General features: G+C 63.1%; 21 protein-coding genes and 1 tRNA gene. 10 read left to right on the top strand and 12 right to left on the bottom strand.

Annotation, left to right across the window (positions count from 1 at the left end):
* Positions 1 to 9 precede the first annotated feature (9 nt).
* Positions 10 to 828 carry a chromate resistance protein ChrB domain-containing protein gene (locus AB4099_RS00285; protein WP_441476641.1) on the bottom strand — a complete coding sequence of 273 codons (819 nt, stop codon included), beginning with the start codon at positions 826 to 828 and terminating at the stop codon, positions 10 to 12.
* Between the two features lie 176 nt (positions 829 to 1,004).
* The gene (locus tag AB4099_RS00290) at positions 1,005 to 2,267 is read right to left on the bottom strand and encodes a hemolysin family protein (protein ID WP_162768100.1); all 1,263 of its coding nucleotides are present in this window, start codon (positions 2,265 to 2,267) and stop codon (positions 1,005 to 1,007) included.
* 240 nt (positions 2,268 to 2,507) lie between these two features.
* Here AB4099_RS00290 and AB4099_RS00295 point away from each other — a divergent pair, with 240 nt between their 5' ends.
* Positions 2,508 to 3,119, top strand: coding sequence for a DUF938 domain-containing protein (locus tag AB4099_RS00295; protein WP_441476642.1), 612 nt, complete (start codon positions 2,508 to 2,510; stop codon positions 3,117 to 3,119).
* A gap of 26 nt (positions 3,120 to 3,145) precedes the next feature.
* Here the strand turns inward: AB4099_RS00295 and AB4099_RS00300 are convergent.
* The 5 genes from AB4099_RS00300 to AB4099_RS00320 all read right to left on the bottom strand — a co-directional run bounded on the left by AB4099_RS00300 (position 3,146) and on the right by AB4099_RS00320 (position 8,441).
* Positions 3,146 to 3,231: transfer RNA gene (locus AB4099_RS00300), tRNA-Leu, on the bottom strand.
* A 43-nt stretch (positions 3,232 to 3,274) separates the two neighbouring features.
* Entirely contained in the window at positions 3,275 to 3,931 is a 657-nt protein-coding gene (locus tag AB4099_RS00305) for a DUF1190 domain-containing protein (protein ID WP_162768094.1), read from the bottom strand.
* 36 nt (positions 3,932 to 3,967) lie between these two features.
* The gene (locus AB4099_RS00310; RefSeq protein ID WP_441476643.1) at positions 3,968 to 5,581 is read right to left on the bottom strand and encodes an AMP-binding protein; all 1,614 of its coding nucleotides are present in this window, start codon (positions 5,579 to 5,581) and stop codon (positions 3,968 to 3,970) included.
* A 337-nt stretch (positions 5,582 to 5,918) separates the two neighbouring features.
* Positions 5,919 to 6,590: a hypothetical protein gene (locus tag AB4099_RS00315; RefSeq protein ID WP_441476644.1), complete on the bottom strand. Its 672-nt coding sequence runs from the start codon at positions 6,588 to 6,590 to the stop codon at positions 5,919 to 5,921.
* A 963-nt stretch (positions 6,591 to 7,553) separates the two neighbouring features.
* A complete protein-coding gene (locus tag AB4099_RS00320; protein WP_441476645.1) occupies positions 7,554 to 8,441 on the bottom strand; it encodes a hypothetical protein in 888 nt (295 codons plus the stop codon).
* Positions 8,442 to 8,848: 407 nt separating this feature from the next.
* Here AB4099_RS00320 and AB4099_RS00325 point away from each other — a divergent pair, with 407 nt between their 5' ends.
* On the top strand, positions 8,849 to 9,778 hold the full coding sequence (locus AB4099_RS00325; RefSeq protein WP_441476646.1) for a DMT family transporter: 930 nt from the start codon (positions 8,849 to 8,851) through the stop codon (positions 9,776 to 9,778).
* Positions 9,779 to 9,850: 72 nt separating this feature from the next.
* Here the strand turns inward: AB4099_RS00325 and gpt are convergent, their stop codons facing one another.
* From gpt to AB4099_RS00345, 4 genes are all read right to left on the bottom strand, one after another.
* Entirely contained in the window at positions 9,851 to 10,360 is a 510-nt protein-coding gene (gene gpt / locus AB4099_RS00330; RefSeq protein ID WP_043237198.1) for a xanthine phosphoribosyltransferase, read from the bottom strand.
* 116 nt (positions 10,361 to 10,476) lie between these two features.
* A complete protein-coding gene (locus AB4099_RS00335; RefSeq protein WP_441476647.1) occupies positions 10,477 to 12,312 on the bottom strand; it encodes a methyl-accepting chemotaxis protein in 1,836 nt (611 codons plus the stop codon).
* A 338-nt stretch (positions 12,313 to 12,650) separates the two neighbouring features.
* Positions 12,651 to 13,409 (bottom strand): competence/damage-inducible protein A, encoded by a 759-nt coding sequence (locus AB4099_RS00340; protein WP_113514184.1) that lies wholly within the window; start codon positions 13,407 to 13,409, stop codon positions 12,651 to 12,653.
* 220 nt (positions 13,410 to 13,629) lie between these two features.
* The gene (locus AB4099_RS00345; RefSeq protein WP_113514291.1) at positions 13,630 to 14,487 is read right to left on the bottom strand and encodes an FkbM family methyltransferase; all 858 of its coding nucleotides are present in this window, start codon (positions 14,485 to 14,487) and stop codon (positions 13,630 to 13,632) included.
* A gap of 208 nt (positions 14,488 to 14,695) precedes the next feature.
* On the opposite strand from AB4099_RS00345, the gene AB4099_RS00350 reads away from it, so the two are divergent.
* From AB4099_RS00350 to radC, 4 genes are all read left to right on the top strand, one after another.
* Positions 14,696 to 16,090 (top strand): selenium-binding family protein, encoded by a 1,395-nt coding sequence (locus AB4099_RS00350; RefSeq protein ID WP_113514182.1) that lies wholly within the window; start codon positions 14,696 to 14,698, stop codon positions 16,088 to 16,090.
* Between the two features lie 41 nt (positions 16,091 to 16,131).
* Positions 16,132 to 16,749, top strand: coding sequence for a hypothetical protein (locus AB4099_RS00355; RefSeq protein ID WP_441476648.1), 618 nt, complete (start codon positions 16,132 to 16,134; stop codon positions 16,747 to 16,749).
* Between the two features lie 111 nt (positions 16,750 to 16,860).
* Positions 16,861 to 17,685: a type I methionyl aminopeptidase gene (map, locus tag AB4099_RS00360; protein ID WP_069880041.1), complete on the top strand. Its 825-nt coding sequence runs from the start codon at positions 16,861 to 16,863 to the stop codon at positions 17,683 to 17,685.
* Positions 17,682 to 18,422, top strand: a complete 741-nt coding sequence (gene radC, locus AB4099_RS00365; RefSeq protein ID WP_441476649.1) for a RadC family protein — start codon at positions 17,682 to 17,684, stop codon at positions 18,420 to 18,422. Before map ends, radC begins: the two co-directional genes overlap by 4 nt.
* 76 nt (positions 18,423 to 18,498) lie before the next feature.
* Here the strand turns inward: radC and AB4099_RS00370 are convergent, their stop codons facing one another.
* Positions 18,499 to 19,506, bottom strand: a complete 1,008-nt coding sequence (locus AB4099_RS00370; protein WP_113514176.1) for an NAD(P)-dependent oxidoreductase — start codon at positions 19,504 to 19,506, stop codon at positions 18,499 to 18,501.
* Between the two features lie 342 nt (positions 19,507 to 19,848).
* Between AB4099_RS00370 and AB4099_RS00375 the strand changes: the two genes are divergently transcribed.
* The 4 genes from AB4099_RS00375 (at position 19,849) to AB4099_RS00390 (ending at position 24,043) form a co-directional block, all read left to right on the top strand.
* Positions 19,849 to 21,264 (top strand): circularly permuted type 2 ATP-grasp protein, encoded by a 1,416-nt coding sequence (locus AB4099_RS00375; protein ID WP_441476650.1) that lies wholly within the window; start codon positions 19,849 to 19,851, stop codon positions 21,262 to 21,264.
* Positions 21,265 to 21,337: 73 nt separating this feature from the next.
* On the top strand, positions 21,338 to 22,279 hold the full coding sequence (locus AB4099_RS00380; RefSeq protein ID WP_113514289.1) for an alpha-E domain-containing protein: 942 nt from the start codon (positions 21,338 to 21,340) through the stop codon (positions 22,277 to 22,279).
* 84 nt (positions 22,280 to 22,363) lie between these two features.
* Positions 22,364 to 23,191, top strand: a complete 828-nt coding sequence (locus AB4099_RS00385) for a transglutaminase family protein (protein WP_113514172.1) — start codon at positions 22,364 to 22,366, stop codon at positions 23,189 to 23,191.
* Positions 23,192 to 23,293: 102 nt separating this feature from the next.
* Positions 23,294 to 24,043 carry a proteasome-type protease gene (locus AB4099_RS00390; protein ID WP_113514170.1) on the top strand — a complete coding sequence of 250 codons (750 nt, stop codon included), beginning with the start codon at positions 23,294 to 23,296 and terminating at the stop codon, positions 24,041 to 24,043.
* The last annotated feature ends 27 nt before the right edge of the window (positions 24,044 to 24,070 follow it).

A 24,070-nucleotide genomic window follows, 5' to 3' on the forward strand; every position in this document is an offset into this window, starting at 1 on the left:
GGCCGCCCCTCAGGTCCTGCTCATCGGGGACGGCCAGTTATGGGTTTCGTCGGTCGCATCGCGGCACCAGCGATAGAAAGCGTCATAGAGCAGCATGCCGGCATCGAGTTGTTCCAAATCGTCTTTGAACATGCGCGATAGCCCGAGCGAGGCAGCCAGGAAACCGGCGGCTTCCGGCACCAGCTCGAGCCGCGCCGTATCCGCGGCGCGCACGATCGTGGCGAGACGCTCCAGCACTGCCGAGGTGAGGCCAAACTCCTCCAGCATGATGTCAAAGCTGCAACGCTCGCCGCGATGGCTCCAGAATACGCCGTCTATATCGAAGGGAACGGCCTGGAAGCGATCGGCCACCGCCACGACTTCTGAAGGGGCCACGAACAAGAACACGGCTTTCGGATCGACGAAGCGGCGAATCAGCCAGGGGCACGCGATGCGGTCGACCTTGGGACGCGCGCGCGTCACCCAGACGGTCGCGCCGGCCCCGTTCCGCGTCGGGATCTTTGCATGCGAGACAACGAGCCCCCTGGCTTGTTGCCAGGCCCCGTAGCCCCCCTCGAGCGTTTCGGCGGTAATGCCCTCATGCCTGAGCCAGGCAGCGACGCCCTCGCTCAGCTTCTGGCCGCTCTGGCACAGGACGACGACGTGCCGGCCCCGATAGGACGAGGCCCAGTCGCCGACAGTCCGATAGTCGTGCAGGACAGAGGCCGGCAGAAGATAGGGGCTCGCCCCGAAATCATCGGGGATGCGGACATCGACGATCGCGGGCGCATCGGGCAGGCCGATGAGCCGGGACAATTGGGATGTGGTGATCTGTGTGCTGGAAGACATGAGCGTCCATCCCTGAGTGAGGAAAACGGACGCGATCCTTGGGCTGACGCCTCACGGGGTCGTCGCGAGAAACCCCTTGACCAAGATTAGACCACGGCTGCTCCGGCAGGGTCAATTACGATTTCGAGCTTTCTCACCTCGCACCGGACATGCCGGCGCAAGGCCAGAGGAAGTGCTCAATCCAGCCGGCTCACCAGCACCTTGTCGATGCGGCGTCCATCGAGATCGACCACCTCGAAGCGCCAATGCCCCTTCTCGAAGAACTCTCCGACATTGGGCAGATGGTTGAGTTCGGCCAGGATGAAGCCGGCAACCGTCTGGAAATCGGCATCGCGCGGAATGTGGATGCCGAGCTCGTGCGAGAATTCGTCCACCTGCATCCAGCCTGCAACGAGATAGGAGCCGTCGGCGCGTGTGACGATCGGCGGCTCGTCCTCATCCTCCTCCTGGAAGACGCCAGTGATCGCTTCCAGCACATCGCCGGGAGTGATGATGCCTTCAAAATGGCCGTACTCGTCGAAGACCAGCGCCATATGCACGCGTGAGGCCTTGATTTCCCGCAGCACGAGCAGGGCATTGGCGGTGTCCATCACCACCGGCGCTTCCTGCACCAGGGCGCGCAGATCCTCGGTGCTGCCGGTGGACAGGAAATCGACCGTGTCCTTGACTACTATAACGCCGACGATCGCGTCGGATTCGCCATCCTGAACCGGGAGCCGCGAGCGCTTGGAGGCACGAACCTGCGCGCGGATCTCATCGGCCGTATCGGAGAGATCGATGACCTCGACCTCGCGGCGCGGCGTCATCAGCGCGCGGGCCGAGCGATCGGCAAGGCGCATGACGCCCGAGATCATCTCGCGCTCGTCGCGTTCCAGCACGCCGGCGGTTTCGGCCTCGGCAATGATGGTGCGGACCTCTTCCTCGGTCACCCGCTCTTCCGACTCGCCCTTCTGGCCGAGCAGCGCCAGTACGGCCTTGCCGGAGATATCGAGCAGGAAGACCAGCGGCGCACCGATGCGCGACAGGAAGGACATCATCGGCGCAATGCGCGCCGCCACCCGCTCGGGATCACGCAAGGCGATCTGCTTCGGCACCAGTTCGCCAATGATCAGCGAGAGATAGGTAATAGCAACGACGACCGTCCCGACGCCAAGGCCATCGGAGACAGCGTTGGAGAACCCTTGCTCCATCAACCATTGCGACAGGCGCGCACCCAGCGTCGCGCCGGAGAAAGCGCCGGACAGGACGCCGACCAGCGTGATACCGATCTGTACCGTCGAAAGGAAACGACCGGGATGCTCGGCGAGGCGTATCGCCGTCGCAGCACCCTTGCTGCCTTGATCGCTGAGAACCTTGAGCCGTGCCGGACGGGAGGAGACCACTGCGAGTTCGGACATGGCGAGAAGACCGTTAATGACGGTCAACGCGACGACAATCAGGATCTCGGTTAACAAAACCCGCCCGCAGCATGCAGGGCCGCACTCAAAATCGGCCTGCTTTCGGGCTCCTTATAGCGCATCGCGACGACTTGGCGATGGGTAAGCTTGAAGTTTGTGATGGCGAAATTTTGGCGGGCGTGAAGAAGCTCCGTGCCTTAACTGTAGCCGGGGATAGGTCAGATGAATTTTCTACCTGGCTTTCGATGACCACATCGATACTTCCGGAGCAAGCCGCGACCCATGACTGATCCACGCCTCTTCGCCCCCGCGGCACTGCGCAATCGTGAGCCGATCCTCGACATCCTGCGCAAAATCCTTCCCGCCAAAGGCCTGGTCCTGGAGATCGCCAGCGGCTCGGGCGAGCATGTCAGCCATTTCGCGGCCGCCCTGCCCGTACTGACCTTCCAGCCCTCCGACCCTGATCAGGATGCACTCATCAGTATTGCGGCCTGGATCAGGGAAAGCAGGCTCGCCAATATTCGTCCGCCCGTTCAGCTCGATGCCGCAGCGGCCGAATGGCCGGTCCGCTCCGCCGATGCCATCATCTGCATCAACATGATCCACATCTCGCCCTGGGCCGCGACGCGGGGGCTGCTGACGCAGGCCGGCAAGCTGCTGCCGGCAGGCGCTCCGCTCTATCTCTACGGCCCCTATCGCCGGCCTGGGCGCGCCCTCGAGCCGAGCAACCTCGCCTTCGATGAAAGCCTGCGCTTGCGCAACGCCGAATGGGGCCTGCGCGAACTCGACGATGTCATCGCACTGGCGGAACTGGCAGGATTTGGCGTGCCGGACGTAACCGAGATGCCGGCGAACAATCTGAGCGTGATCTTTCGCCGCGAGCCGCGCGGCTGACCCGAGCAATCGCAGCAAGATTGTCGTGGTGCGGACGGCGGGACTCGAACCCGCAAGCCTTTAGGGCGCAAGATTTTAAGTCTCGTGCGTCTACCAGTTTCGCCACGTCCGCGTGGACGCAGCCCTAGCGACAGCCGACGGCGGGCGCAAGCGCCTCAATGCCGGCGGGCGGGCTTGTACCACTCGACGCCATCGGGATCGACATAGAGCCCCGGCGCGACATCGGAGCCGATGCGCTTCTGCTCCATCGGCACGCGTACGGTGTCGTCGCGGTCGCCGCGCTTAACATAGGGGCCGCTCTCTTGCGGATCGTGGCCGCGCCCGCCTCTCCCAATCGAGCTGGCCTGGCCGATGACGCCACGCCTCCCACCAATCTTGTCCTCAAGTGTCGTGATCGAGCGGCCGGTGAAGGCGATCTTCGTCGCGCCCTCGACCACGGGTAGAGCACGGCTCGCAGTTCCCTCACCCGTGACGCGGACACCGGTGAAGCGCGGCACATAGGTCGCGCCGCCGCGGCCGAAGGAGTCCCAGCCGCCCGTGGAGGAAACCTGTGCACCGCAGCGCTTGTGGCTGCGCTCGCATAGCGCGCGCGACGCGTAGCGTGGCGCCTTCTCCTCGAATTCGGCCCGGGCATTGCGATAGGCGAAATCGCATTGCGCAGCGGTGAGCCGTCCCGCCTCGATGCATTCGTCGCGCCGCTCGTAGGTCTGGCTCGGCGCCTGCGCCGCGAGATTGGCGGGGCCCGCGAAGGACAGAGCCGGCAGAAGCGCTACGACGCGCATTGTTGCGGCAAGGGAAGAGGCGGCCGTCATGATCATGACTCGGGCATTAACCGTAGAATTATGGCGTCACAGCAGCGCCCGCATCGTCAACGCAAGCTCGCGCGTCGCACCATAGTCGATCTTGCCGTTGCCCAGCACCGGAATCGCGCGTGCGACCAAAATGGCGCGCGGCGTCCACAGTTCAGGAAAGCCCTGCTGTTTCACCGTTTCCTGCAGCGCAGCCTTGTCGGCATCAGGCTTTTCGGTGACCAGCACGAGTTGCTCGCCCTTGCGCACATCCGGCAGCGCGACGACGACATGGTTGAACCCCGGCCAGAGGACCGCCACCATTGATTCCACCGCGGCCAGCGAAACCATCTCGCCACCGAGCTTGGCGAATCGCTTGGCCCTGCCGCGGATGCTGACGAAGCCGTCCTGGATCACGACGATATCGCCGGTATCGTGCCAACCGCCTTCGGGCGGCACGACACGCCCGGGCTCGTCTGCACTGAGATAGCCCAGCATCACATTCGGCCCGCGGACATTCAGCCGTCCACCTTGATGAATGCCCTCGACCGGATCGAGCCGCGCCTCGATGCCGGGCAGGAGTTTTCCGACGCTGCCCTCGCGGGTCGCGACGGGAGTGTTGCAGGCGAGCACCGGCGAACATTCGGTGCAGCCGTAGCCTTCGAGGATGGTGGTGCCGTAGGGCTGCCACATCGCGCGTGTCTCCGGCTTCACCCGCTCGGCTCCGGCCACGACGTAGCGCACGCTCTTCAGATCGTCGGGATCGGCAGCGCGCGCATAGCCCTGCAGAAACGTGTCGGTCGAGAACAGGAAAGTGCAGCCCATCTCGCCGATCAGCTTCGGCACCTGCTTGTAATGAAGTGGGCTCGGATAGAGCACGACCTTCATGCCGTGCAGCAGCGGCATCAGCAGCCCCGCGGTCAGGCCAAAGGAATGGAAGGCGGGCAACGCATTCATGACGATGTCGCGCTCGGAGAGGAAGCCTGCCGCAAGCGCAAAGATCTGGCGGGTATTCGAAACCAGGTTGGCGTGGCTCAGCACCACGCCCTTTGGCTTGCCCTCGGTGCCGGAGGTGAACAGCACCACGGCTGGATCATCCGGCCGCCCCTCATAGGCCCGCAGGGCAAATGCCGGCGCCAGGCTCTGGATCGCGGCCAGCATCTTGTCGAAGCTGGTCAACTCCCGGCGGATATCCTCGAGATAGACGACCCGCCTGCCCTCGCCGAGCGCCGCGATCTCATCGTCGAGTTTGGCCTGGTGGACGAAGCGACGCGAGGTGACGATCGTCTTCAAGCCGGCCAGCTCGGCCGCCGCCCGCAGGTTCTTCACCCCTGCCGTGAAGTTCAGCAGCGCCGGCACGCGGCCATAGGCAGAAAGCCCGAACAGCGTCACCGCCATGCCCTGGACATTGGGCAGCATCAGTCCGACGCGTTCCCCCAACTCCGTGCCCGAAGCGAGCTTTCGCCCGAGAACCAGCGCTCCCAGAACGAGCCGGCCGAAGGTCACCGGCTGGCGCTCCGGATCTTCGAGCGCGACGCGGCCCTTGCCACGCCGCGCAACCGCCTGAAGCAGCCCCCGGAACAGCGTGATGCGCGCGTCCTTGGCGTCGAAATCCGACGCGTTCAATTCGGTGGCGGCCATATCCTGGCTCTGCTCCCGGCTGGCGTTTCCCATGGAGGTCCACCGTAGCGGGATACCGTCTGGTTTCAACGCGAATGCGACGGACGAGCCCCGAGTCTCCGCTCAAGCCGCAATTGCATCCAGCTCGATCCGGCGCAATGGCATCGTCGCCATAGGGGACGCAGCCCCCGTCGAACGCAGAAAGGCGGTTGCCCGGTCCTTCCCGACCAGGCAACCGCCGTTCGACTTTGACCTGCGCGCCGAAGAGGCGCGCAGGTCGTCATGCCAAAGCATCGGCCCGAAAAGTGGAATGCGGTTTTCGGGAAAGCCGACGCAAAACAGAAGGTTAGATCACCGGACCGGATATGATATCCGGTCCGGTGATCGAGCATCAGAATGCGGGCTGTAGCTGGGGCTCCAGGCGACCGCGGCGCCGGATGGTGTCAACCATGCCATGGGTCGCGGCGATGGCGATGAGCAGGATCAGCGCATAGGCCACGAGCAGGCGCGGAGCCGGCACGATGAAGTTGAAATGCGGCATGGCGCCCAGGATCAGCGGCACATACCAGGATGTCGCCGAGACCGTGCCAAAGACCATCATCATCGTAATCTGCTTGCGCGACAGACCGGCAAAGAGCGACCGTCCGATCTGATTTTCCATCAGCGGCAGGACCGTCTTGTGGATGAAGTAGCCGTTGATCGTAAGGACGCCGACGATCGCGATCTTGGCCCAGACCTTCTGGTTCCCGAGCTTGACCGGATCAAACATCGCATAATGCGCCAGGTACAGAAGTCCGGAAACCCAGAGCACCGCGAGGCCAGCCGATACGATACCGGTCATGAATTTGACCATCGCAATCTGTTCAGCCTTGATCTTTCCGGAGACGAGGAACTTGACGATCACGAGATCGAGGACCGTCGCGGCGCCCAATCCCAGAATGATGCCGAGCAGATGCATCACCTTGATAGCCGATTTCAGCAGCTCACCGGGTTTGGCGATCAGAAGGCTGAAGGTGATCGGCCGTAGCGCCGAGCTCATGAACTTGACGGCCGGCGCCGTCACACTGTCCGCGGAAATGCTTGAAGCAGCATTGGTCGCTTCCACGGGGGGATGATCGGCACTGGCCTCTGCCGCGAGAGGGTGATCAGCAATGGTCTCTGCCGCAGAAGGAAACTCGACGCTGGCCTCTGCCGCAAGAGGATGATCAGCAACGGTCTCTGCCGCAGACGGACGCTCGGCACTGGCCTCTGCCGGAGGAGCACGACCGACATTGGTCGCTTGCGCAGGAACGCGGCCACGATTGGCCGCTGCTGCAGGACGACGACCGGTATTGGCCGCTCCCGCAGCCGGACGATCTACCGTGAGACGAAGGCTGCTATCGCGTCGGGGCGGGGCCACTTCCGGTAGATCATAGGGCACCCAATCGCGCGCTGAATGAGATGAGGCTGCCGGAGACGACGAAGCAGCTCCGGAGCGGGGCCGGGTTTCGGCACGTGTCTGCGTAATGGTGAGGGTGACAATCAGGCAGGCGGCCAGGAGGAACAGCGCACCAGCGCCGATGCTGCGAGACTTAAGTTGAAGGAATGAAATCATTCCGCCCCTTTCTTTTTTCTTATGCTGATTGGCAATATAACTTTCCGCTAAAAACGCTTAGCGGCGCACGCCAACCGAACATAGAGAGAAGGATCTCGGACTTATGACCAAGAGGAAGGCATAGGTATCGATGATAGGCTTAAGCGCAGGCATAGAGTTGGCAATTTGAATTTGCCAAACTCTATCGGGCAACCGCTCACTAACCTTGGTTTACGGCAAAAATGTGCACCGCAACAAATGTTGTGTCACATTGAAGCAAAAACAATGCTGTGAGTGTGATAGTCACGCACCCAGGAAACAGCGAAACCACAAGGCCTTAGGTAGTTCTCCTCATCCGCGTCGCGGGCATTGCCGCACTCGGTGCGATCGACCGCCCGACATGGAGGGCCAACCTCCCGGCGGAGCGCGCGCCCGCCTCGAAATCGATCCGACTCAGATTGCTTCCGCGAGAGTGAATGCAAAGGCCACCGATATCGTCATGGCCATGGGCAGCCAGTTCCTCGGCCGCTCCTCGCCAATGGTGAAGAAATTGAGCGGGAAGAGGTGCCGGTGAGCCGCCGTCGCGGTGGCCTCGCGCGGCGCTTCCATGAAGCATTCCTCGTCGAACCATGCCCAGTCGTCGTCCCAGGTCCAGCAATTGTGCTTGCGATAGACCTCCGCGACCGCATTGGCGAAGACCTTGTCGGTCGGCAATCTGATGTAACCGCCAGGCGCACGCGAGAAATGACGCATCGCGAGGGGCAAGGCGCGTTCGGTGCAGTAATTTGACATCCAGAGCCGAAAGCCGATCTCCTCGCGCAGCAAATTCAGGGCGCGGAACACCTGGATATGCTCCTCATGTCCGTATTCGCCCCAGGGATTATGCGTGAAGACGTTCATCTCGGGCCGCAGGCGCCGCCTCAGCAACTCGCATATGATCTGGAAGTTCGCTTCATAGGCCCTGGATACGCTGGCGGCGGCGATGCGCTCGAGCTTCACCGTCGGCAGGGCCGCAACGGACTTGCGGGCAATACGCGTCATTGCCCGGCGCTCTGCCTCGATGCCGAAGCCGATGCCGGCCCCGGTCAGCACGGGATCGGCCCAGTTGGCGCAGCCATAGGCACCCGACTCGTCGATATCGAGGCAGGTGACATTGCCGCGGGGATATTCGGCGATCGCGGCCGCCCGCGCTTCGCCGATGCCGGGCTTCCCCCAGAAATGGCGGTAGACGATGATGACCTCATCAGCGTCGCGCAGGATTGAATTGAACCAGAGCAGTTCATCGTCGGGATGAGCGCCGATGATGACGGAATTCTCCAGAAACCCTGGCCTTTGCTGCATTGCAGCTGGGAACAGTATGCCCCCGGAAGACGCGCGCTGCCGCGCCTGCCTTCCCCAGTTGACCACCCGCGCTCCTGGCCAGCTCGCCAGCCCCATGACGTAACGGCAAACGATGCAAAAGCGGTTAAGGCGATGACGGACTAACGGTGAAGTTGCACCCTTCACGTCATGTTTCGTCGCCTCGCGTTTCCTCGCCCGACCCGAGTGATCGGGCATGCGGGCGAGGCCCGCAGAACAAGTGCGCGGGCAGAAGGCCAGCACTATCGTCGCCTCCGCTCCGTGCCAGGAAATCTGCCGCTGCTGCGCCATGCGCCGTCAACAGTCCTGTCGCCTGTCTGCCGCGCTTGTCGTGCGAGGGCTACAGCCCGCATATGGCGGCGCCTCGTCGCCCCTCCGAGAGTTTTCGCGTGAACCAAGCCATCCGGCCGCAATCGCTGTCTCTCGCCAGGCAGCAACGCCCCTGGCTCGGCTTTGCCTGCGGCATCCTGGCGGCCGGGATCTGGGGCATTCAGGCCGTGATCTCACGACAATCGGTCGCGGATGGCATGACCACCGCCGATGTCACGATCCTGCGTTTCGCAGCCGCCGCGCTCGTGCTCCTGCCCTTCGCGCTCAGGCGCATGAAGCCCTTTCCGGTCGGCAAGCTCGGTTGGCGGCGAGCCCTCATCCTGACCGCGATCGTCGGCCCGACCTACAGCCTGATCCTCGTCGGCGGCGCCCATTTCGCCCCCGCCCTGCATTCCTCGGTCATCTCTCCCGGGCTGATCCCGGTCTGCACCGCGCTGCTCGCTTGGTGGGTGCTCGGCGAGCGTGCGAGCACGGCTCGCCTCGCCGGCCTCAGCGTCATCGTGCTCGGCGTCGCTCTGTTCTCGATGGAGGCGCTCGCCGACACTCCGATGCGCGAAGGCGCCTGGATCGGCGACATGCTCTTCGTCCTGATCGCCTTGCTCTGGTCGGCTTTCGGCCTGCTGTGCCGGCGTTGGGGCGCCGATGCGATCGAGGTCACCATGGCGACATGCCTGCTCTCAGTGCCGCTCCTGCCGCTCGTCGCACTGGTGATGCCCGTGCATCTGGCGCAGGTTGCACTGTCGGCCATAGCGCTCCAGGCGATCTATCAAGGATTGCTGGTCGGCGCCTTCGCTCTGTTTCTCTACACGCAGGCCGTCGCCATCCTTGGCGCCGGGCGGGCGGCACTGTTCCTGCCGCTGGTGCCCGTCGTAACCGCGCTCTCCGGCGCGCTTCTGCTCGGCGAGCGACCGTCCCCGATCGAGATCGCCGGCATGGCGCTCGCGATCACCGGCATGCTGATCGCGCTGCGCGCCCGCAGCCCGGCGTAACAGGCCCCTGGCCCGGTCATTCCGGACACGCTGCTGCGCCCGGAATGACCGCTCAAGCAGCGACGCCTGACCTCAGCCCTTATGATCCTTGGCGATCGGCTCGACATAGGCCAGACCCATATCCCAGGGGAAATAGATCCAGGTGTCCTGACTGACCTCGGTAACGAATGTATCGACCGTCGGAACCCCGGCCGGCTTGGCATAGACCGTGGCGAAATGGGCATTGGGCAGCATTTCGCGCACGACACGTGCCGTCTTGCCGGTGTCGGTCAGGTCGTCGACCACCAGAACGCCCTTCCCCTTGCCGTCGCCGATCGCTTTGATCGAGGGAGCGACGTCCTTCAAAACCTTGAGTTCGGACTGGTTCTTGTAGTCGTGGTAGCTCGCGACGCAGACCGTCTCGATCAGGCGCAAGCCCAATTCGCGGCAGATGATCGCCGCCGGCACCAGGCCGCCGCGGGTGATGCAGACGATGGCCTCGAAAGGCCCCTTCTCGGCCAGCCGCCAGGCGAGCGCGCGCGCATCGCGATGGAACTGGTCCCAGGAGACAGGGAAGGCCTTGTTGGAGGTCGGTTCGGCCATAGGAAGGACTCCGGGGCGGCTGTCACGGTTTCTGTGACAATCCGGAAAGCCTATAAGCAGGGCGCTGGCAAGAGGCGCGCCCCGCTTCATCCCCAATCGGTGGCGTTTCAGTGGCCTTAGAACTCCGACCAGCCATCGGCATTGCCGCCCGACACGACACGCCTCAGCTTCGGCGCCCCTCTGCTGGGTGGCGAAAGGGCGCCGTGCGCCGCCCTCGTGAGCTGCGGCGCCCTCTGCTCGATCTGGCGCGCAATCACGGTCTCGAAGCCTGATCCGCCATCTTGCAGGCGAAATGCGGCAACCATCGCGCTCAGGCGCTCGGTGTCCTTCCGCAGCTCCTGCGCCACCTTCGCACTTTCATCGGCAAGCAGGGCGTTCTGCTGGGTGATCTCGTCCATGTGAGCGACGGTCCTGGCCATCTCATCGATGCCATTGGCCTGTTCTGTCGTTGCTTCGGAGATCTCGTTGACCGTCGAGGCGACGCGGCTCGCGGCCGAAACGATCTCCTGGAGCGTCGCACCGGCATTCTTTACCAGACTGACGCCGGTATGGATCTGCTCGCTCGAATTGGCGATCAGCGATTTGACCCCATTGGCGGATTCGCTGCAACGCGCGGCAAGCGCCCTCACCTCGGTTGCCACGACCGCGAAACCGCGCCCGGCATCCCCCGCGCGGGCCGCCTCGACCGCCGCATTCAGTGCCAGCAGATTGGTCTGGAACGCGATGCCGTCGATCATCGAGATGATTTCGGAAATGCCGGCCGATGCCTGCTCGATCCGCGTCATCGCAGTCACCGCCGCGGCAACGATTGTGCCGCCACGCTCCGCGACGTCGCGCGCCTCGTGGCCGAGGCTGACGGCTGTGCGGGAGTGACCGGCGCTGTGCTTCACGGACGCTGCAAGCTCCTCGGTTGTCGCTGCAGTCTCCTGCAGGCTGGAGGCATTGGCCTCGGTACGTTCGGCGAGTTGGGCACTGTCGGACGAGATCTTGCTCGAGGCGCTGGCGATCTGGTGCGAGATGTCCCGGACCGAGCCGACCATCTCGGACATGGTGTCGAGCAGATCGTTGACGCCGGCGCAGAGCTGCGCAACCTCGCCGCTCTTGCCCGCGAGCGCGATGCGCCCCGTCAGATCCTTGCCCTTGGCGCGAGTAATGACTTCGCCGGTCTCCTTCACCGCAGCCTCGAGTTGCTGTCCGTGGAAGGTCGCTGTGATGTCGGTCGCGAACTTCACGACCTTGAAGGGCGCGCCCTTGGCGTCGAAGATCGGATTGTAGGATGCCTGGATCCAGACCTCCTTGCCGCCCTTGCCGATGCGGCGATATTGCGCGGCATCGTATTCGCCGCGTCCGAGGCGCTCCCAGAATTGGCGATAGGCCATGCTCTCGCGCTCGACCGGATCGACGAACATGCGGTGATGTTGCCCCTGGATCTCGCCAAGCGAATAGCCAAGCACGGCAAGAAAATTCTCGTTGGCCGTCAGCACATGCCCCTTGAGATCGAATTCGATCACCGCCTGCGCCTTACTGATGGCAGCCTGCTGCCCTTCAAGGTCAGCGAGGCGGTTCTTCTGGGCCGTGACATCAAAGGCGTATTTGATCACGCCCCTCGGTTTGCCGTCGGCGCCAAGGAGCGGGTTGTAGCTGGCCTGGATCCAGACCTCCTTGCCGCCCTTGCCAACCCGCAGGTATTGGCCGGTCCAGAATTCGCCACGCGCAAGGTCCTCCCAGAACCTGCGATAGGCCGCGCTCTCCCGCTCGGCCGGATCGACGAACATGCGGTGGTGCTGTCCCTTGATCTCGTCGAAGGTGTAGCCCAGCACGTTCAGGAAATTCTCATTGGCGTTGAGGATCATGCCGTTCAGATCGAATTCGATGACGGCTTGTGAGCGGTTGATCGCCGCAACCTGGGCGGCAAGGCGTCGATTGGAGAACAGGCTGGAAAGGCGCGACATACAACCCCCCGATCGCTGTTCCGGCACGGGAACGCAAAGCAATCCGCGCGGGCCGGACACACGCAGCCCGCATCGACACCGTTCCCCCCGGAACCGCCGCGCCGACATGAGCACTGTCGGCAAGCCGACCGCAAGTTGATATTGAATTATGACGGTTTATAAATACTTTAATATCCACAAAAAACATTGAATTAATTCAACTGAATACACTAAAAACTATAGATATTCGCCATAAAAGACATAACATCATTTGAAATGGGTAATTATCAAAAGTAACCAATGCAACAAATAGAATAGAAATTAAATATACGAGCAGAAAAACTAAATAATGAAAGACGTCACCGACGTAATCGAGCACGCTCGTGCTCGATCATCTGCTTCACCGCCACCATCGCCTGATCTAACTTCTCAGGATCGCGAGAGCGCACCACGACATTGGTGTCCGGACCTGTCTCCGACCAGAAGGGATAGGAGCCGATCGCGACCTGCGGATGAGCCTGAGCGATCTCGCCGAGAGCCGTACCGATATCACCTTCACGCAGCCCTGCCCGCACCGTGTCGGACAAAATGCGCGTACCTGTCTTGAGAGTGGGCCCGACCACGTCGAGCATCGCCTGCATGATCGCCGGAACGCCCGCCATGACGATGACATTGCCAATAATGAAGCCCGGCGCCTTCGAGACGGAGTTCGCAATCAGCTCCCCGCCCTCCGGGATGCGCGCCATGCGCATGCGCGCTTCGTTGAGTTGGTCCGGAGGAAAGCGCTCGGACAGCATCGCGACGGCGCGCGGATCGACATTGATCGGCACGCCGAAAGCGGCAGCAACCGAGTCGGCCGTGATGTCGTCATGAGTCGGGCCGATGCCGCCCGTCGTGAAGACATACGTATAACGAGAGCGCAAGGCATTGACCGCAGAGACGATCTCGTCGAGGGAATCCGGCACGACACGAACCTGGCGCAACTCTATGCCGATATTGGTCAGATATTCGGCGATGTAGCCGATATTCTTGTCCTTCGTCCGCCCCGACAGAATCTCGTCGCCGATCACCAGGATTGCGGCCGTGACAGGTGGACGATTCAGCGGTGCGTCGGTCATGGCCGGCTCCTCCAGATGCCGGACGGCAAGACACGCCGCCAGCTCGTGACGATGTTGCTGATCCGCCGCCCACTCATGCCGCGCCGCGTTCGGAGCGCTGCGACATGAGCTTTCCTGATCACGCTTTAGAGCTAGGACCTCGGCGCAAACGGCTCAAGCGGCAGAAACGCCGTGTGTGGCCTGCCCGCCATGCATGAGACGCTGAACAGCCGCGAAAACGTCAGCCGCGCTTGCGTTCGAAGATGAGGTTGATGCGTGTCTGAGCTGTTAGCACATAACCGCTCGCGGTCAGGAGGGCGATGAGATCGCTCTGCCAACGGTTGCGCGAATCCTCGATGATGATCAGCTCGGGCCAGAGTGCTTCGGGCGCATCGCGCAGGAAGGGCTCGAGGATCAGGTCCTCGGCCCCCTCGACATCGAGCTTGACTGCGTCCAGGCGGTCATAGCCCTCGTTCTCCATCAGGGCGAGCAGTGTCGTCGCCGGCACCCGAACCGTGCTGCCGGCACTGGAGCGCAGGATGCGGACGCTCGACTCGCCACGGTTGTTCGGGTCGAGAAACAGCGTCAACTCGCCCGGCTTATCGGCCAGCGCGCACGCAATGGCCTTGACCGAGCCAAACGGATTTTGCGCAATATTGAATGTCAGGCGCGAAAAGATCTCGGGTTGCGGCTCGACTGCCAGGATACGCGCTCCCGGGCCAGCTGCCGCCGCAACGCAAAGCGAATAGGCGCCGATATTCGAGCCAATATCGATGAAGCGGAAGCCTTCACGCTGGCGCGCCCGCCCCGTCAGCAGTTCCCGCTCGAAAGGATCAAAATATTGCGGTGTGAACAGCACGCGCTTCTCGCAGACATTGCCATCCGGGTGGAGGCGCATCTGCACGCCAAGCGCCTCGATATCGACCGGCTGACCCGCAAGCGAACTCAGCCCGATGCGGCGTAGCGCATAGGCGAATTTGCGGCCGAGGTAGCTGTCCGGAGCCCCGCGTGTCCAGTTGATGATCCGGGCCACGAGGCCCTGAGGTGCGAAAGCGCCGAAGGGACGGGCTTCCGTCGATTGGATATCGTTCATTGCCATTTGGAGCGCCTGATACACGTCAAAGCCGTCACGCGCCAGCAACTTGATCGATCGACGGGCGCCCAGGTCCTCCGCCATGGTGCAGGCGCCCCCCGCGGATCAGGCAGCCCGCTTCAACGTCGAGCCAGAAAACAGCAAGCCGCAACGCAAGGTCTGGGCTATAGAGAGACCTGTTGTCCGGGGTGCTGGGGTGCTCGGGAGAATGATCATGGTGAGCTGGCGACCCGATCCTTCCTTTTACCCCTCGCCGCGGCTGGCGGCCAAGGCTCCCGCCGAGCGGCTGGCCTACGTGGCCTCCTTCGATCCGGAGCGCAGGAAACCCGACGCGATCGCCGTCGTCGACGTCGACCCCGCGTCGTCGAGCTATGCGCAGATCGTCGGTCAGGTCGAGATGCCGAATACCGGCGATGAGCTGCATCATTTCGGCTGGAATGCTTGCTCGTCCTGTCTGTGCCCGAATGCGCCGCATCCCCATATGGAGCGACGCTACCTCGTCGTTCCCGGCCTGCGCTCATCGCGGCTGCATATCATCGACACGAGGCCCGATCCGAGGAAACCGACGATCGCGCGGGTCATCGAGCCGGAGGAGATCGCCGAGAAGGCCAGGTATTCGCGGCTGCACACCATTCATTGCGGGCCGGAGGGCATTTACGTGAATGCGCTTGGCAATGCCGAAGGCAAGGAACCCGGCGGCATCTTCCTCCTCGACCCCGTCAGCTTCGACGTATTGGGGCAATGGGAGATGGATCGCGGCCCCCAGAAGCTCGCCTATGATTTCTGGTGGCATCTCGGCCACGACACCATGGTGACCAGCGAATGGGGCACGCCCGATACGTTCGAGAATGGGCTGGTTCCGGAAGTTCTGCTCAGCAGCAAATACGGGCGACGCCTGCATTTCTGGGACCTGCACACGCGCAAGCATCAACAGGAGATCGATTTCGGCGAGGAGCATCAGCTCGTCTTTGAACTGCGCCCAGCTCATGACCCGAGGAAGGCCTATGGCTTCGTCGGCTGCGTCATCAGCTTGAAGGATCTCTCCGCCTCGATCTGGACCTGGTATCGCGAGGGTACGAAATGGGCGGTCAGGAAAGTCATCGAGATCCCTGCCGAGCCGGCTGATCCTGATCTCCTGCCACCGGTCCTGAAGGGGTTCAAGGCGGTCGCGCCCCTTGTCACCGACATCGACCTCTCGATGGACGATCGCTACCTCTACGTGTCCTGCTGGGGCACCGGCGACATGATTCAGTACGATGTGTCGGATCCGTTCAAGCCTGTGGAAACCGGCCGGGTCCGCATCGGCGGCATCGTTTCCCGCGCCTCCCACCCCGCAGCGAAGAACGGGCATCTCAACGGCGGCCCGCAAATGGTCGAGATCAGCCGAGACGGCAAGCGGGTCTACTTCACCAACTCGCTCTACGGGGCCATCGATCCGCAATTCTACCCCGATGGAATCGACGGTTGGATGGTGAAGCTCGATGTCGGGGAAGAGGGCGGCATCCGCTTCGACGACAGGTTCTTCGTCGACTGGCCCAAGGGTCACCGGCCTCATCAGGTCAGGCTGGAAGGTGGCGACTGCTCGTCCGATTCCTATTGCTATCCCTGATGCCCCTGCCCCCGGCATGATCGCTCCAACGGGAGGCTGAGATGTCACCTTGGCTCATGCTCGCCGGGCTCGGTGCCTTCCATGGCCTGAACCCGGCCATGGGCTGGCTCTTTGCGGTTGCGCTCGGTCTGCATCGCGAGAGCCGTCGCGTTGTGTGGTTGTCCCTCCTTCCGATCGCGCTGGGGCATGCGGCCTCGGTCGCCGTGGTGGTCGCGGCGGTAGTTGCCCTCGGGACCATCATTGACCACGAAGCGCTGCAAAGGCTCGCGGGCCTTCTGCTTCTGGGGTGGGCGGCGTCCCATGCCGTCTTCGGCCACCGGCATCGCGTCCGCGTCGGCATGCAGACGGGGCTTGCCGGACTCGGCGCCTGGTCATTCCTGATGGCGACCAGCCACGGGGCCGGCCTGATGCTTGTGCCGGTCATCATCCCGCTCTGCCTTGCTGCGACGCCGGCGAGGGAATTGACTGCCGCGGGTTCGTTGCCGGTCTCGCTCGCCGCCATCGCTCTGCACATGGCTGCAATGCTGGCCGTGACAGCAACGATCGCGGCGATCGTCTATGAATGGCTGGGGCTGGCGTTCCTGCGGCGCGGTTGGATCAATCTCGACACACTCTGGATCATCGTTCTGGCGGCGACAGGCCTCAACCTGGTCCGCTAAGCACGCCAAAACAGCGCTTGCACCCGTCAGTTCGAGCTGGCACGGGCGCAATCATCTTGCGCAGCTGGCCAAACGCAATAGATATGATGGGCAAGGAGCTTCTTGCCCATCATGACATTCGACGAAAATCTGGGACGGGCGCGGATGCGCGAACCGGCCATCAAACTTCATGGTCCCGAAGCCTTCGCGGCCATGCGCAAGGCCGGCCGCCTGACGGCAGAAGGCCTCGACATGCTCGGCGAGCACGTCCGGCCGGGCGTCACCACGCAACGCCTCGACGAGCTTGCCTTCCAGTTCGCCATGGACAATGGCGCCTATCCGGCGACCCTGTTCTATCGCGGCTATACAAAATCGATCTGCACCTCGATCAACCATGTGGTCTGTCACGGCATCCCGGATGACAAACCCCTGCGCGAAGGCGACATCCTCAATATCGACTACACGCTGATCGTCGATGGCTGGTACGGCGATTCCAGCCGGATGTACGGGGTCGGCGATATTCCCCGCAAGGCCGAGCGGCTGGTCGAAATCACCTATGAAAGCCTGCTCCGCGGAATCAAGGCTGTGCGCGCCGGCGCGACGACCGGCGATATCGGCTTCGCCATCCAGCGCTACGCCGAGGCCGAGCGCTGCTCCGTGGTGCGCGATTTCTGCGGCCACGGCCTTGGCCAGGTCTTTCACGATGCACCCAACATCCTGCATTACGGCAGCCCAGGCGAAGGCGTGCTGCTCAAGCCCGGCATGCTTTTCACCATCGAGCCGATGATCAACCTCGGCAAGGCGGGCGTGAAGGTGCTCTCCGACGGCTGGACGGCGGTAACCCGCGACCGCTCGCTTTCGGCCCAGTTCGAGCACACGGTCGGTGTCACCGAGACTGGCTGCGAGATCTTCACCCTGTCGCCGGCAGGCCGCGACAATCCTCTCGCGGCACGATGAAGCAAGATGGCGGCCAGCGCGGATCAAAGGTCCCGCCGCCGCCGGAAGAGCCCGCGGCCGTTGCGGTGCCGCATTATCACGGCCATCGCGAGCGGCTTCGCGCCCGCTTCCAGGAGCTGGGATCGGACGCCCTGCCCGACTACGAGTTGCTCGAGCTCCTGCTGTTCCGCTCCATCCCGCAGCGCGACGTGAAACCGCTCGCCAAGGACCTTATTCAGCGCTTCGGCTCTTTCGCCGAAGTGCTTGGCGCGCCGGCTGCGCGATTGACCGAGGTCAAGGGCGTCGGCCCGAGCGTCGCCCAGGATCTCAAGATCGTCGCGGCCGCCCTGCAGCGCATGGCGAGGGGAGCGGTGGCGAAGCGCCCGGTGCTGTCGTCCTGGTCGGCGGTTCTCGACTATTGCCGAATGGCCATGGCCTTTGCCGAACGCGAGCAGTTCCGCATCTTCTTCCTCGACAAGAAGAACGCGCTGATCGCGGACGAGGTGCAGCAGACCGGAACGGTCGACCACACCCCCGTCTATCCGCGCGAGGTGATGCGCCGCGCCCTGGAACTCTCGGCAAGCGCGATCATCCTCGTCCACAACCATCCTTCAGGTGATCCGACTCCGTCGGGTGCCGACGTGAAGATGACGCGTGAAATCGTCGATATCGCCAAACCCTTCGGCATCGTGATCCACGATCACGTCATTGTCGGCCGCGATGGCCATGCGAGCTTCCGGGGACTCGGGCTGATCTAAAGCATTGCCCCGAAAAGGATTGCGGTTTTCGGGCCGATGCAATCACAGAAGTCTTGTTTCCTGCTCACTCTCTGTCTCAGGTCTGGCGGAACTGAGCACCGAACTCCTTCATGCGGCCGACATAATAATCGGGAGCCAGGATCGATTCCGGCAGATAGAGCCCCGGCTGCGGAGCAACGCCGCCGGCGAGTCCCAACATCCTTTCCACGGCAAGCGCGACGCCAAGCGCAGTCAAGGGCGCCTGGCCATCGGGATGGACGATCTCGTGGCGCATCGTGCTGCGCTCGCCATTCCTGAGCACGCCGTCGATCGCGATCGTGATCTCGGTCGAGAAGGGCTCGCCGCGCCGGCGGCTGGCGGATTCGGAGAAGGCAAGGTCAAGCCGCACCGATCTGGCATCGGTCACCGCGGCCAGGCTAACGATATCGAGTGGAGAATAGGCGGTTGCGTCGAGCTCGACACCGTCGACGCTGCGATAGCGCGCCTTGGCATCTTCGCCATTGACCCAGCTGAACTTGCCGCCCGTCAGCGTCAGCGCGGCCGGTGCCGCCCCCGTGATGCGGTTGTAGTCCGTCAAGGCTGCCGGGCCACCCATATCCTGTTCGTCGAGCAGTGCACCGATTGCAATGGAATCGATCGTGCGGAAGTCCTTGGCAAGGACCAGGGCCGGAAACACCGCGGCGCCGGCCAACCACTGGCTCGCGAGAAGCACCGGGGCCTTCGTTGCCGCGTGAATGAACTGCGCGACTTCCGGACCGATCTCGAAGGTGCCGCTCGACACGCTGATATAGGGGATACCGTGATCCTGCGCGTAGCGCATCGACTGCAGGCCATCGTCCTTCACGAAGACGACGATGGCGCTGTACTGCGCTCCCTCGGGCTGGCCGAGGTCCCGGCGGTCAAGATCGACCCGTGTCGCAATCGCATTTCCGACCTTCTGAGCAACCGCCTGCGCTTTACTGAGATCGCGCCCGCCGATGGCGATCGGCAAATCGAGTTGCAAGCGGCGTAGCGCTTCGGCCGCCTGGCCGCCGACGACGCCCGATCCGCCGATGATCAGGACGGGGCGTTGGAGGGTAGACATGGACAAATCTCCTGTTGAATGCCAAGCGAGTGGCCTTGCCGAAATCCTACCAAAAGTAACTTACCTTTAGTAGGATTGCGCAGATTCATTGTCAACTGCGCTGGCCGCGCTGCCGTTCGGTTGAACGGCAAGGCAAGCGGCGCATCTTCAGGCGAAGACGGATCGTGAACCGCACCGTCCCGCCGGCCAAAGCGCCCGCGAGCGCCTGCACCCTGCGCCACATCGCAATCTCGGATGCTGCCTAAGGATTGGGCACGGCTCGATTTATCCGTGATCAAGCGACCCCTTTCCGAACCGTCACAAATGCGCATAGGCTGGCCAAAATGGGGAAAGACGCCTGACATGGTCGCCTTCGACGAAATGACCGGTACCGGTGCCGAATTGCGGCCCGCCTACGAAGCGCTTGATCGTTGGTTGAAGGAAGCCCCCCCCGAAATGCTGGCTCTGCGGCGCAGCCAGGCTGAACTCTTCTTCCGGCGCATCGGCATTACCTTTGCCGTCTATGGCGACGAAGAATCCACCGAACGACTGATCCCGTTCGACATCATCCCGCGCGTGCTGACCAAGCCGGAATGGGCCAAGCTCGAGAAGGGCCTGCGCCAGCGCGTCACGGCTCTGAACATGTTCCTCGCCGACGTCTACGGGCCGAAGGAATGTCTGAAGGCCGGGATCATTCCGCCGGACCTGGTCTACCGCAACGCCTGCTACCAGTTGGAGATGGTCGACTTCCAGGTGCCGCACGGCATTTACTGCCACATCGCCGGCATCGACATCGTGCGCGTCGATGCCGACACGTTCTATGTGCTCGAAGACAATGCCCGCACCCCCTCCGGGGTCTCCTACATGATGGAGAATCGCGAGGTGATGCTCCGGCTCTTCCCGGAGCTCTTCGCGATGCACCGCGTCGCACCGGTCGACAACTATCCCGACCAGTTGCTCGCGACCTTGCGCTCGGTCGCGCCGCGCAGCGCCTCGTCAGATCCGACGATCTGCCTGCTCACGCCCGGACAGTATAATTCGGCCTTCTACGAGCACTCCTTCCTCGCCGACAAGCTCGGCGTCGAGCTGGTCGAGGGCTCGGACCTGCTGGTCAAGGACGATGTCGTCTACATGCGCACGACGCAGGGGCCGAAGCGTGTCGATGTGATCTACCGCCGCATCGACGACGACTTCATCGACCCGCTGGTCTTCCGCGGGGATTCGGTGCTTGGCGTGCCGGGCATCATCGGCGCCTACAAGGCGGGAAATGTTACGCTCGCCAATGCGGTCGGCACCGGCGTCGCCGACGACAAGGCGGTCTACAGCTACATGCCGGAGATCGTGAAATTCTTCACCGGCGAGGAGCCGATCCTGAAGAACGTCCCGACCTTCCGCTGCCGCGAGCCGGAGGCCAATGCCTATGTGCTCGACAATCTCGACAAGCTGGTCGTCAAGGAGGTCAACGGTTCCGGCGGCTACGGCATGCTGGTCGGCCCCCACGCCAACAAGGCCCAGATCGAAACCTTCCGCAAGAAGCTGAAGGCCCAGCCGGAAGGCTTCATCGCCCAGCCGACGCTGGCGCTCTCCACCTGCCCGACCTTCGTCGCCTCCGGCGTCGCGCCGCGACATGTCGACCTGCGGCCCTATGTGCTGTCCGGCGCCAACGGCATTTCCTGCGTGCCCGGCGGCCTCACCCGCGTTGCGCTGAAGGAAGGCTCGCTCGTGGTCAATTCCAGCCAGGGCGGCGGAACAAAGGACACTTGGGTGCTCGATGCATGATGGCAACCACGCATTTCCGCATTCCCGCTTCCAGGACGCAGCCCCGCGCATTGCGAAAAGGCCGGATCTGACCATGCTCTCCCGCACTGCCGACAGCCTCTACTGGGTCTCCCGCTACGTCGAGCGCGCCGAATATCTCGCCCGTATCCTCGATGCGACGATGCGGCTCACCAACCTGCCCTCGTCCTATGGCGGTGCCGGGACCGAATGGCACAGCGCGGTCGCGACCGCCGGTTGCGAGGAGACCTTCGCCAAGGCCTATGGCGAGGCGAATGAGCGCAATGTCTGCGATTTCCTCACCTTCAACCCGGATAACCTGTCCTCGATTCGCAACTGCTTCGCGCTTGCCCGCTCCAATGCCCGCGCCGTACGCACCGCGCTCACCTCGGAAATGTGGGACGCGCTGAACAGCGCCTGGCTGGAACTGCAACGCTTCGAGAAGAAGCGCATGGACCGCGAGGAGTTCGCCAGGTTCCTCGATTGGGTGAAGAATGTCTCGCTGGTCTTCGACGGCTCGGCCTACCGGACCATGCTGCGCGACGACAGCTACTGGTTCTCGCGGCTGGGCGTCTATATCGAGCGCGCCGACAACACCGCCCGCATCCTCGACGTGAAATACCATGTCCTGCTGCCCGAGAGCGAACAGGTCGGCGGCTCGCTCGACTATTTCCAATGGACGACGGTGCTGCGCGAAGTCTCCGCACTGACCGCCTATCACTGGGTCTATCGCGAGGCCGTGAAACCGCAGTTGATCGCCGATCTGCTGATCCTCAACCGCCGCATGCCTCGCTCGCTCGCCGCCTGCTACGAGAATATTTCACGCTTCCTCGACGCTCTCGGCGACGCCTATGGCCGACACGGGCCGGCCCAGCGCCAGGCCCGTAAGACGCTCGCAAACCTGTCGAACGCGCGGATCGACTCCGTCTTCCAGCACGGGCTGCACGAATTCATCGAGGATTTCATCAGCGAGAACGGCCGCCTCGGCCTCACGATCTCGGAGCAGTATTTGCAATAACGAAAGCGGCGGGCTCGCCGACCCGCCCGCAGAACACTAGATATGGACCGGAAACCAACGCGCCCGTCGAGACAGCGATCGCCCATGCGGATCAGGATTTCCCACTCGATTACCTATGCCTATGACGAGCCCGTACGCCAGCTGACGCAGATTCTGCGGCTGACCCCGCGCGATCATGACGGCCAGCATGTGATGTCCTGGCGTATCGAGCCGACCGTCGACGGCAATCTGCGCGCGGGCCAGGATGCGCATGGCAACATCGTTCATACCTTCTCGGCTGATGGCCCCATCTCGGATCTCGCGATTCATGTCGGCGGCGTCATCGAGACCCTGGATCTCGCCGGTGTCATTCGCGGAACGATCGAGCGCGTGCCGCCCGACGTGTTCCGGCGCGATACCTTGCTGACGACGCCCGACGACGCCTTGCGCGATTTCGCCGTGGCGGCAACGCGCGCCGACTCGACACCGCTCGCCAAGATGCACGCATTGACAGAGGCGCTGCACGACTTGCTTGCCTGCGACCGTTCCGGCCAGCGTACCGGCATAGGGGCTGCAGCCGCCTTCGCGGCCCGCGGCGGCATCCCGCAGGATCTCACCCATGTCTTCATGACCTGCGCGCGCCAGCTCGGAATCCCGGCCCGCTACGTCTCCGGCTATGTCGCGCAATCCGATGCCCTGCCCGAGGCGGAAGGGGCGCATGCCTGGGCTGAGGCTCATTTCGATGACTATGGCTGGATCGGCTTCGACTGCGCCAATGGCTTGTGCCCGATCGATACCCATGTCCGCATTGCAGCCGGCCTCGATTTCGCCGATGCGGCGCCTGTTCGCGGCGCGCGCAAAGGTGGCAGTGGCGAAAACCTCGCGGTGCTGGTCAGCGCTCGCGCGGCGAACGCACAGTTTGCCAATCAATAGGCGAAGCAATTTGCAACCGCCGCAGCCGCCTGATGGCTGCCCGATCACGATACCCCGGCACGCATGAACGCGTCTGGACCGGCAAGTTGAAGGAACCAGCCCGTGACCTATTGCGCCGGACTTCTTGTGCAGGACGGGCTCGTGATGATCGCCGACACCCGCACCAATGCCGGGCTCGACGACATCTCCACCTTCCGCAAGCTGCATGTCTTTTCCTGGCCAGGCGAACGCAGCTTCGCGTTGGCAACCGCAGGCAACCTCTCCGTCACCCAATCGGTGGTGAGCCTGCTCCATGAGGGACTGCTCAATCCCGAGACCGGAGAACTCGATATGCTCCAGAGCGTTGGCTCGATGTTCAGAGCGGCGCAGCTGGTGGGCCGCGCAGTTCGCACCGTCAGGGAGACGGACGGGCCGGCCCTGGCGGAAGCAGGATTGAAGTTCGACATCTCCTTGCTTTTCGGAGGGCAGATCAAGGGCCAGCCCATGCGGCTCTTCATGGTCTACGGCGCCGGAAACTTCATCGAATGCGGCATGGACGCTCCCTTCCTTCAGATCGGCGAGCACAAATACGGCAAGCCGATTCTGGACCGGGCAGTGACATTCAAGACCCATCTCTACGATGCACTGAAGGTTGGTCTGATCTCGATGGATTCGACGATGCGTTCGAATCTTGGAGTTGGCCTGCCGATTGACCTGATCGTGATGCGGCGGGATGGCGAAGAGCCCGAGCTCAATCGGCGTATCGAGGCGGGGGAACCCTATTTCCACGATCTGCGCGAGCGTTGGTCCGCGGCACTGCGCGCGGCTCATCAGGCGATCCCGCGCCCTCCTTACGGACCATCCGGAGGTTGAAATTTGACGACGGCCGGCCCGTTTAGC

It is taken from the genome of Allobosea sp. 2KB_26, from assembly GCF_052115715.1.
Lineage (GTDB): Bacteria > Pseudomonadota > Alphaproteobacteria > Rhizobiales > Beijerinckiaceae > Allobosea.

Coding starts and splice junctions, on each gene's coding strand:
- AB4099_RS00285 (WP_441476641.1), bottom strand. CDS start 828: ATGTCTTCCAGCACACAGATCACCACATCCCAATTGTCCCGGCTCATC.
- AB4099_RS00295 (WP_441476642.1), top strand. CDS start 2,508: ATGACTGATCCACGCCTCTTCGCCCCCGCGGCACTGCGCAATCGTGAG.
- AB4099_RS00305 (WP_162768094.1), bottom strand. CDS start 3,931: ATGACGGCCGCCTCTTCCCTTGCCGCAACAATGCGCGTCGTAGCGCTT.
- AB4099_RS00310 (WP_441476643.1), bottom strand. CDS start 5,581: ATGGGAAACGCCAGCCGGGAGCAGAGCCAGGATATGGCCGCCACCGAA.
- AB4099_RS00320 (WP_441476645.1), bottom strand. CDS start 8,441: ATGCAGCAAAGGCCAGGGTTTCTGGAGAATTCCGTCATCATCGGCGCT.
- gpt (WP_043237198.1), bottom strand. CDS start 10,360: ATGGCCGAACCGACCTCCAACAAGGCCTTCCCTGTCTCCTGGGACCAG.
- AB4099_RS00335 (WP_441476647.1), bottom strand. CDS start 12,312: ATGTCGCGCCTTTCCAGCCTGTTCTCCAATCGACGCCTTGCCGCCCAG.
- AB4099_RS00340 (WP_113514184.1), bottom strand. CDS start 13,409: ATGACCGACGCACCGCTGAATCGTCCACCTGTCACGGCCGCAATCCTG.
- AB4099_RS00345 (WP_113514291.1), bottom strand. CDS start 14,487: ATGGCAATGAACGATATCCAATCGACGGAAGCCCGTCCCTTCGGCGCT.
- AB4099_RS00350 (WP_113514182.1), top strand. CDS start 14,696: ATGGTGAGCTGGCGACCCGATCCTTCCTTTTACCCCTCGCCGCGGCTG.
- AB4099_RS00355 (WP_441476648.1), top strand. CDS start 16,132: ATGTCACCTTGGCTCATGCTCGCCGGGCTCGGTGCCTTCCATGGCCTG.
- map (WP_069880041.1), top strand. CDS start 16,861: ATGACATTCGACGAAAATCTGGGACGGGCGCGGATGCGCGAACCGGCC.
- radC (WP_441476649.1), top strand. CDS start 17,682: ATGAAGCAAGATGGCGGCCAGCGCGGATCAAAGGTCCCGCCGCCGCCG.
- AB4099_RS00370 (WP_113514176.1), bottom strand. CDS start 19,506: ATGTCTACCCTCCAACGCCCCGTCCTGATCATCGGCGGATCGGGCGTC.
- AB4099_RS00375 (WP_441476650.1), top strand. CDS start 19,849: ATGGTCGCCTTCGACGAAATGACCGGTACCGGTGCCGAATTGCGGCCC.
- AB4099_RS00380 (WP_113514289.1), top strand. CDS start 21,338: ATGCTCTCCCGCACTGCCGACAGCCTCTACTGGGTCTCCCGCTACGTC.
- AB4099_RS00385 (WP_113514172.1), top strand. CDS start 22,364: ATGCGGATCAGGATTTCCCACTCGATTACCTATGCCTATGACGAGCCC.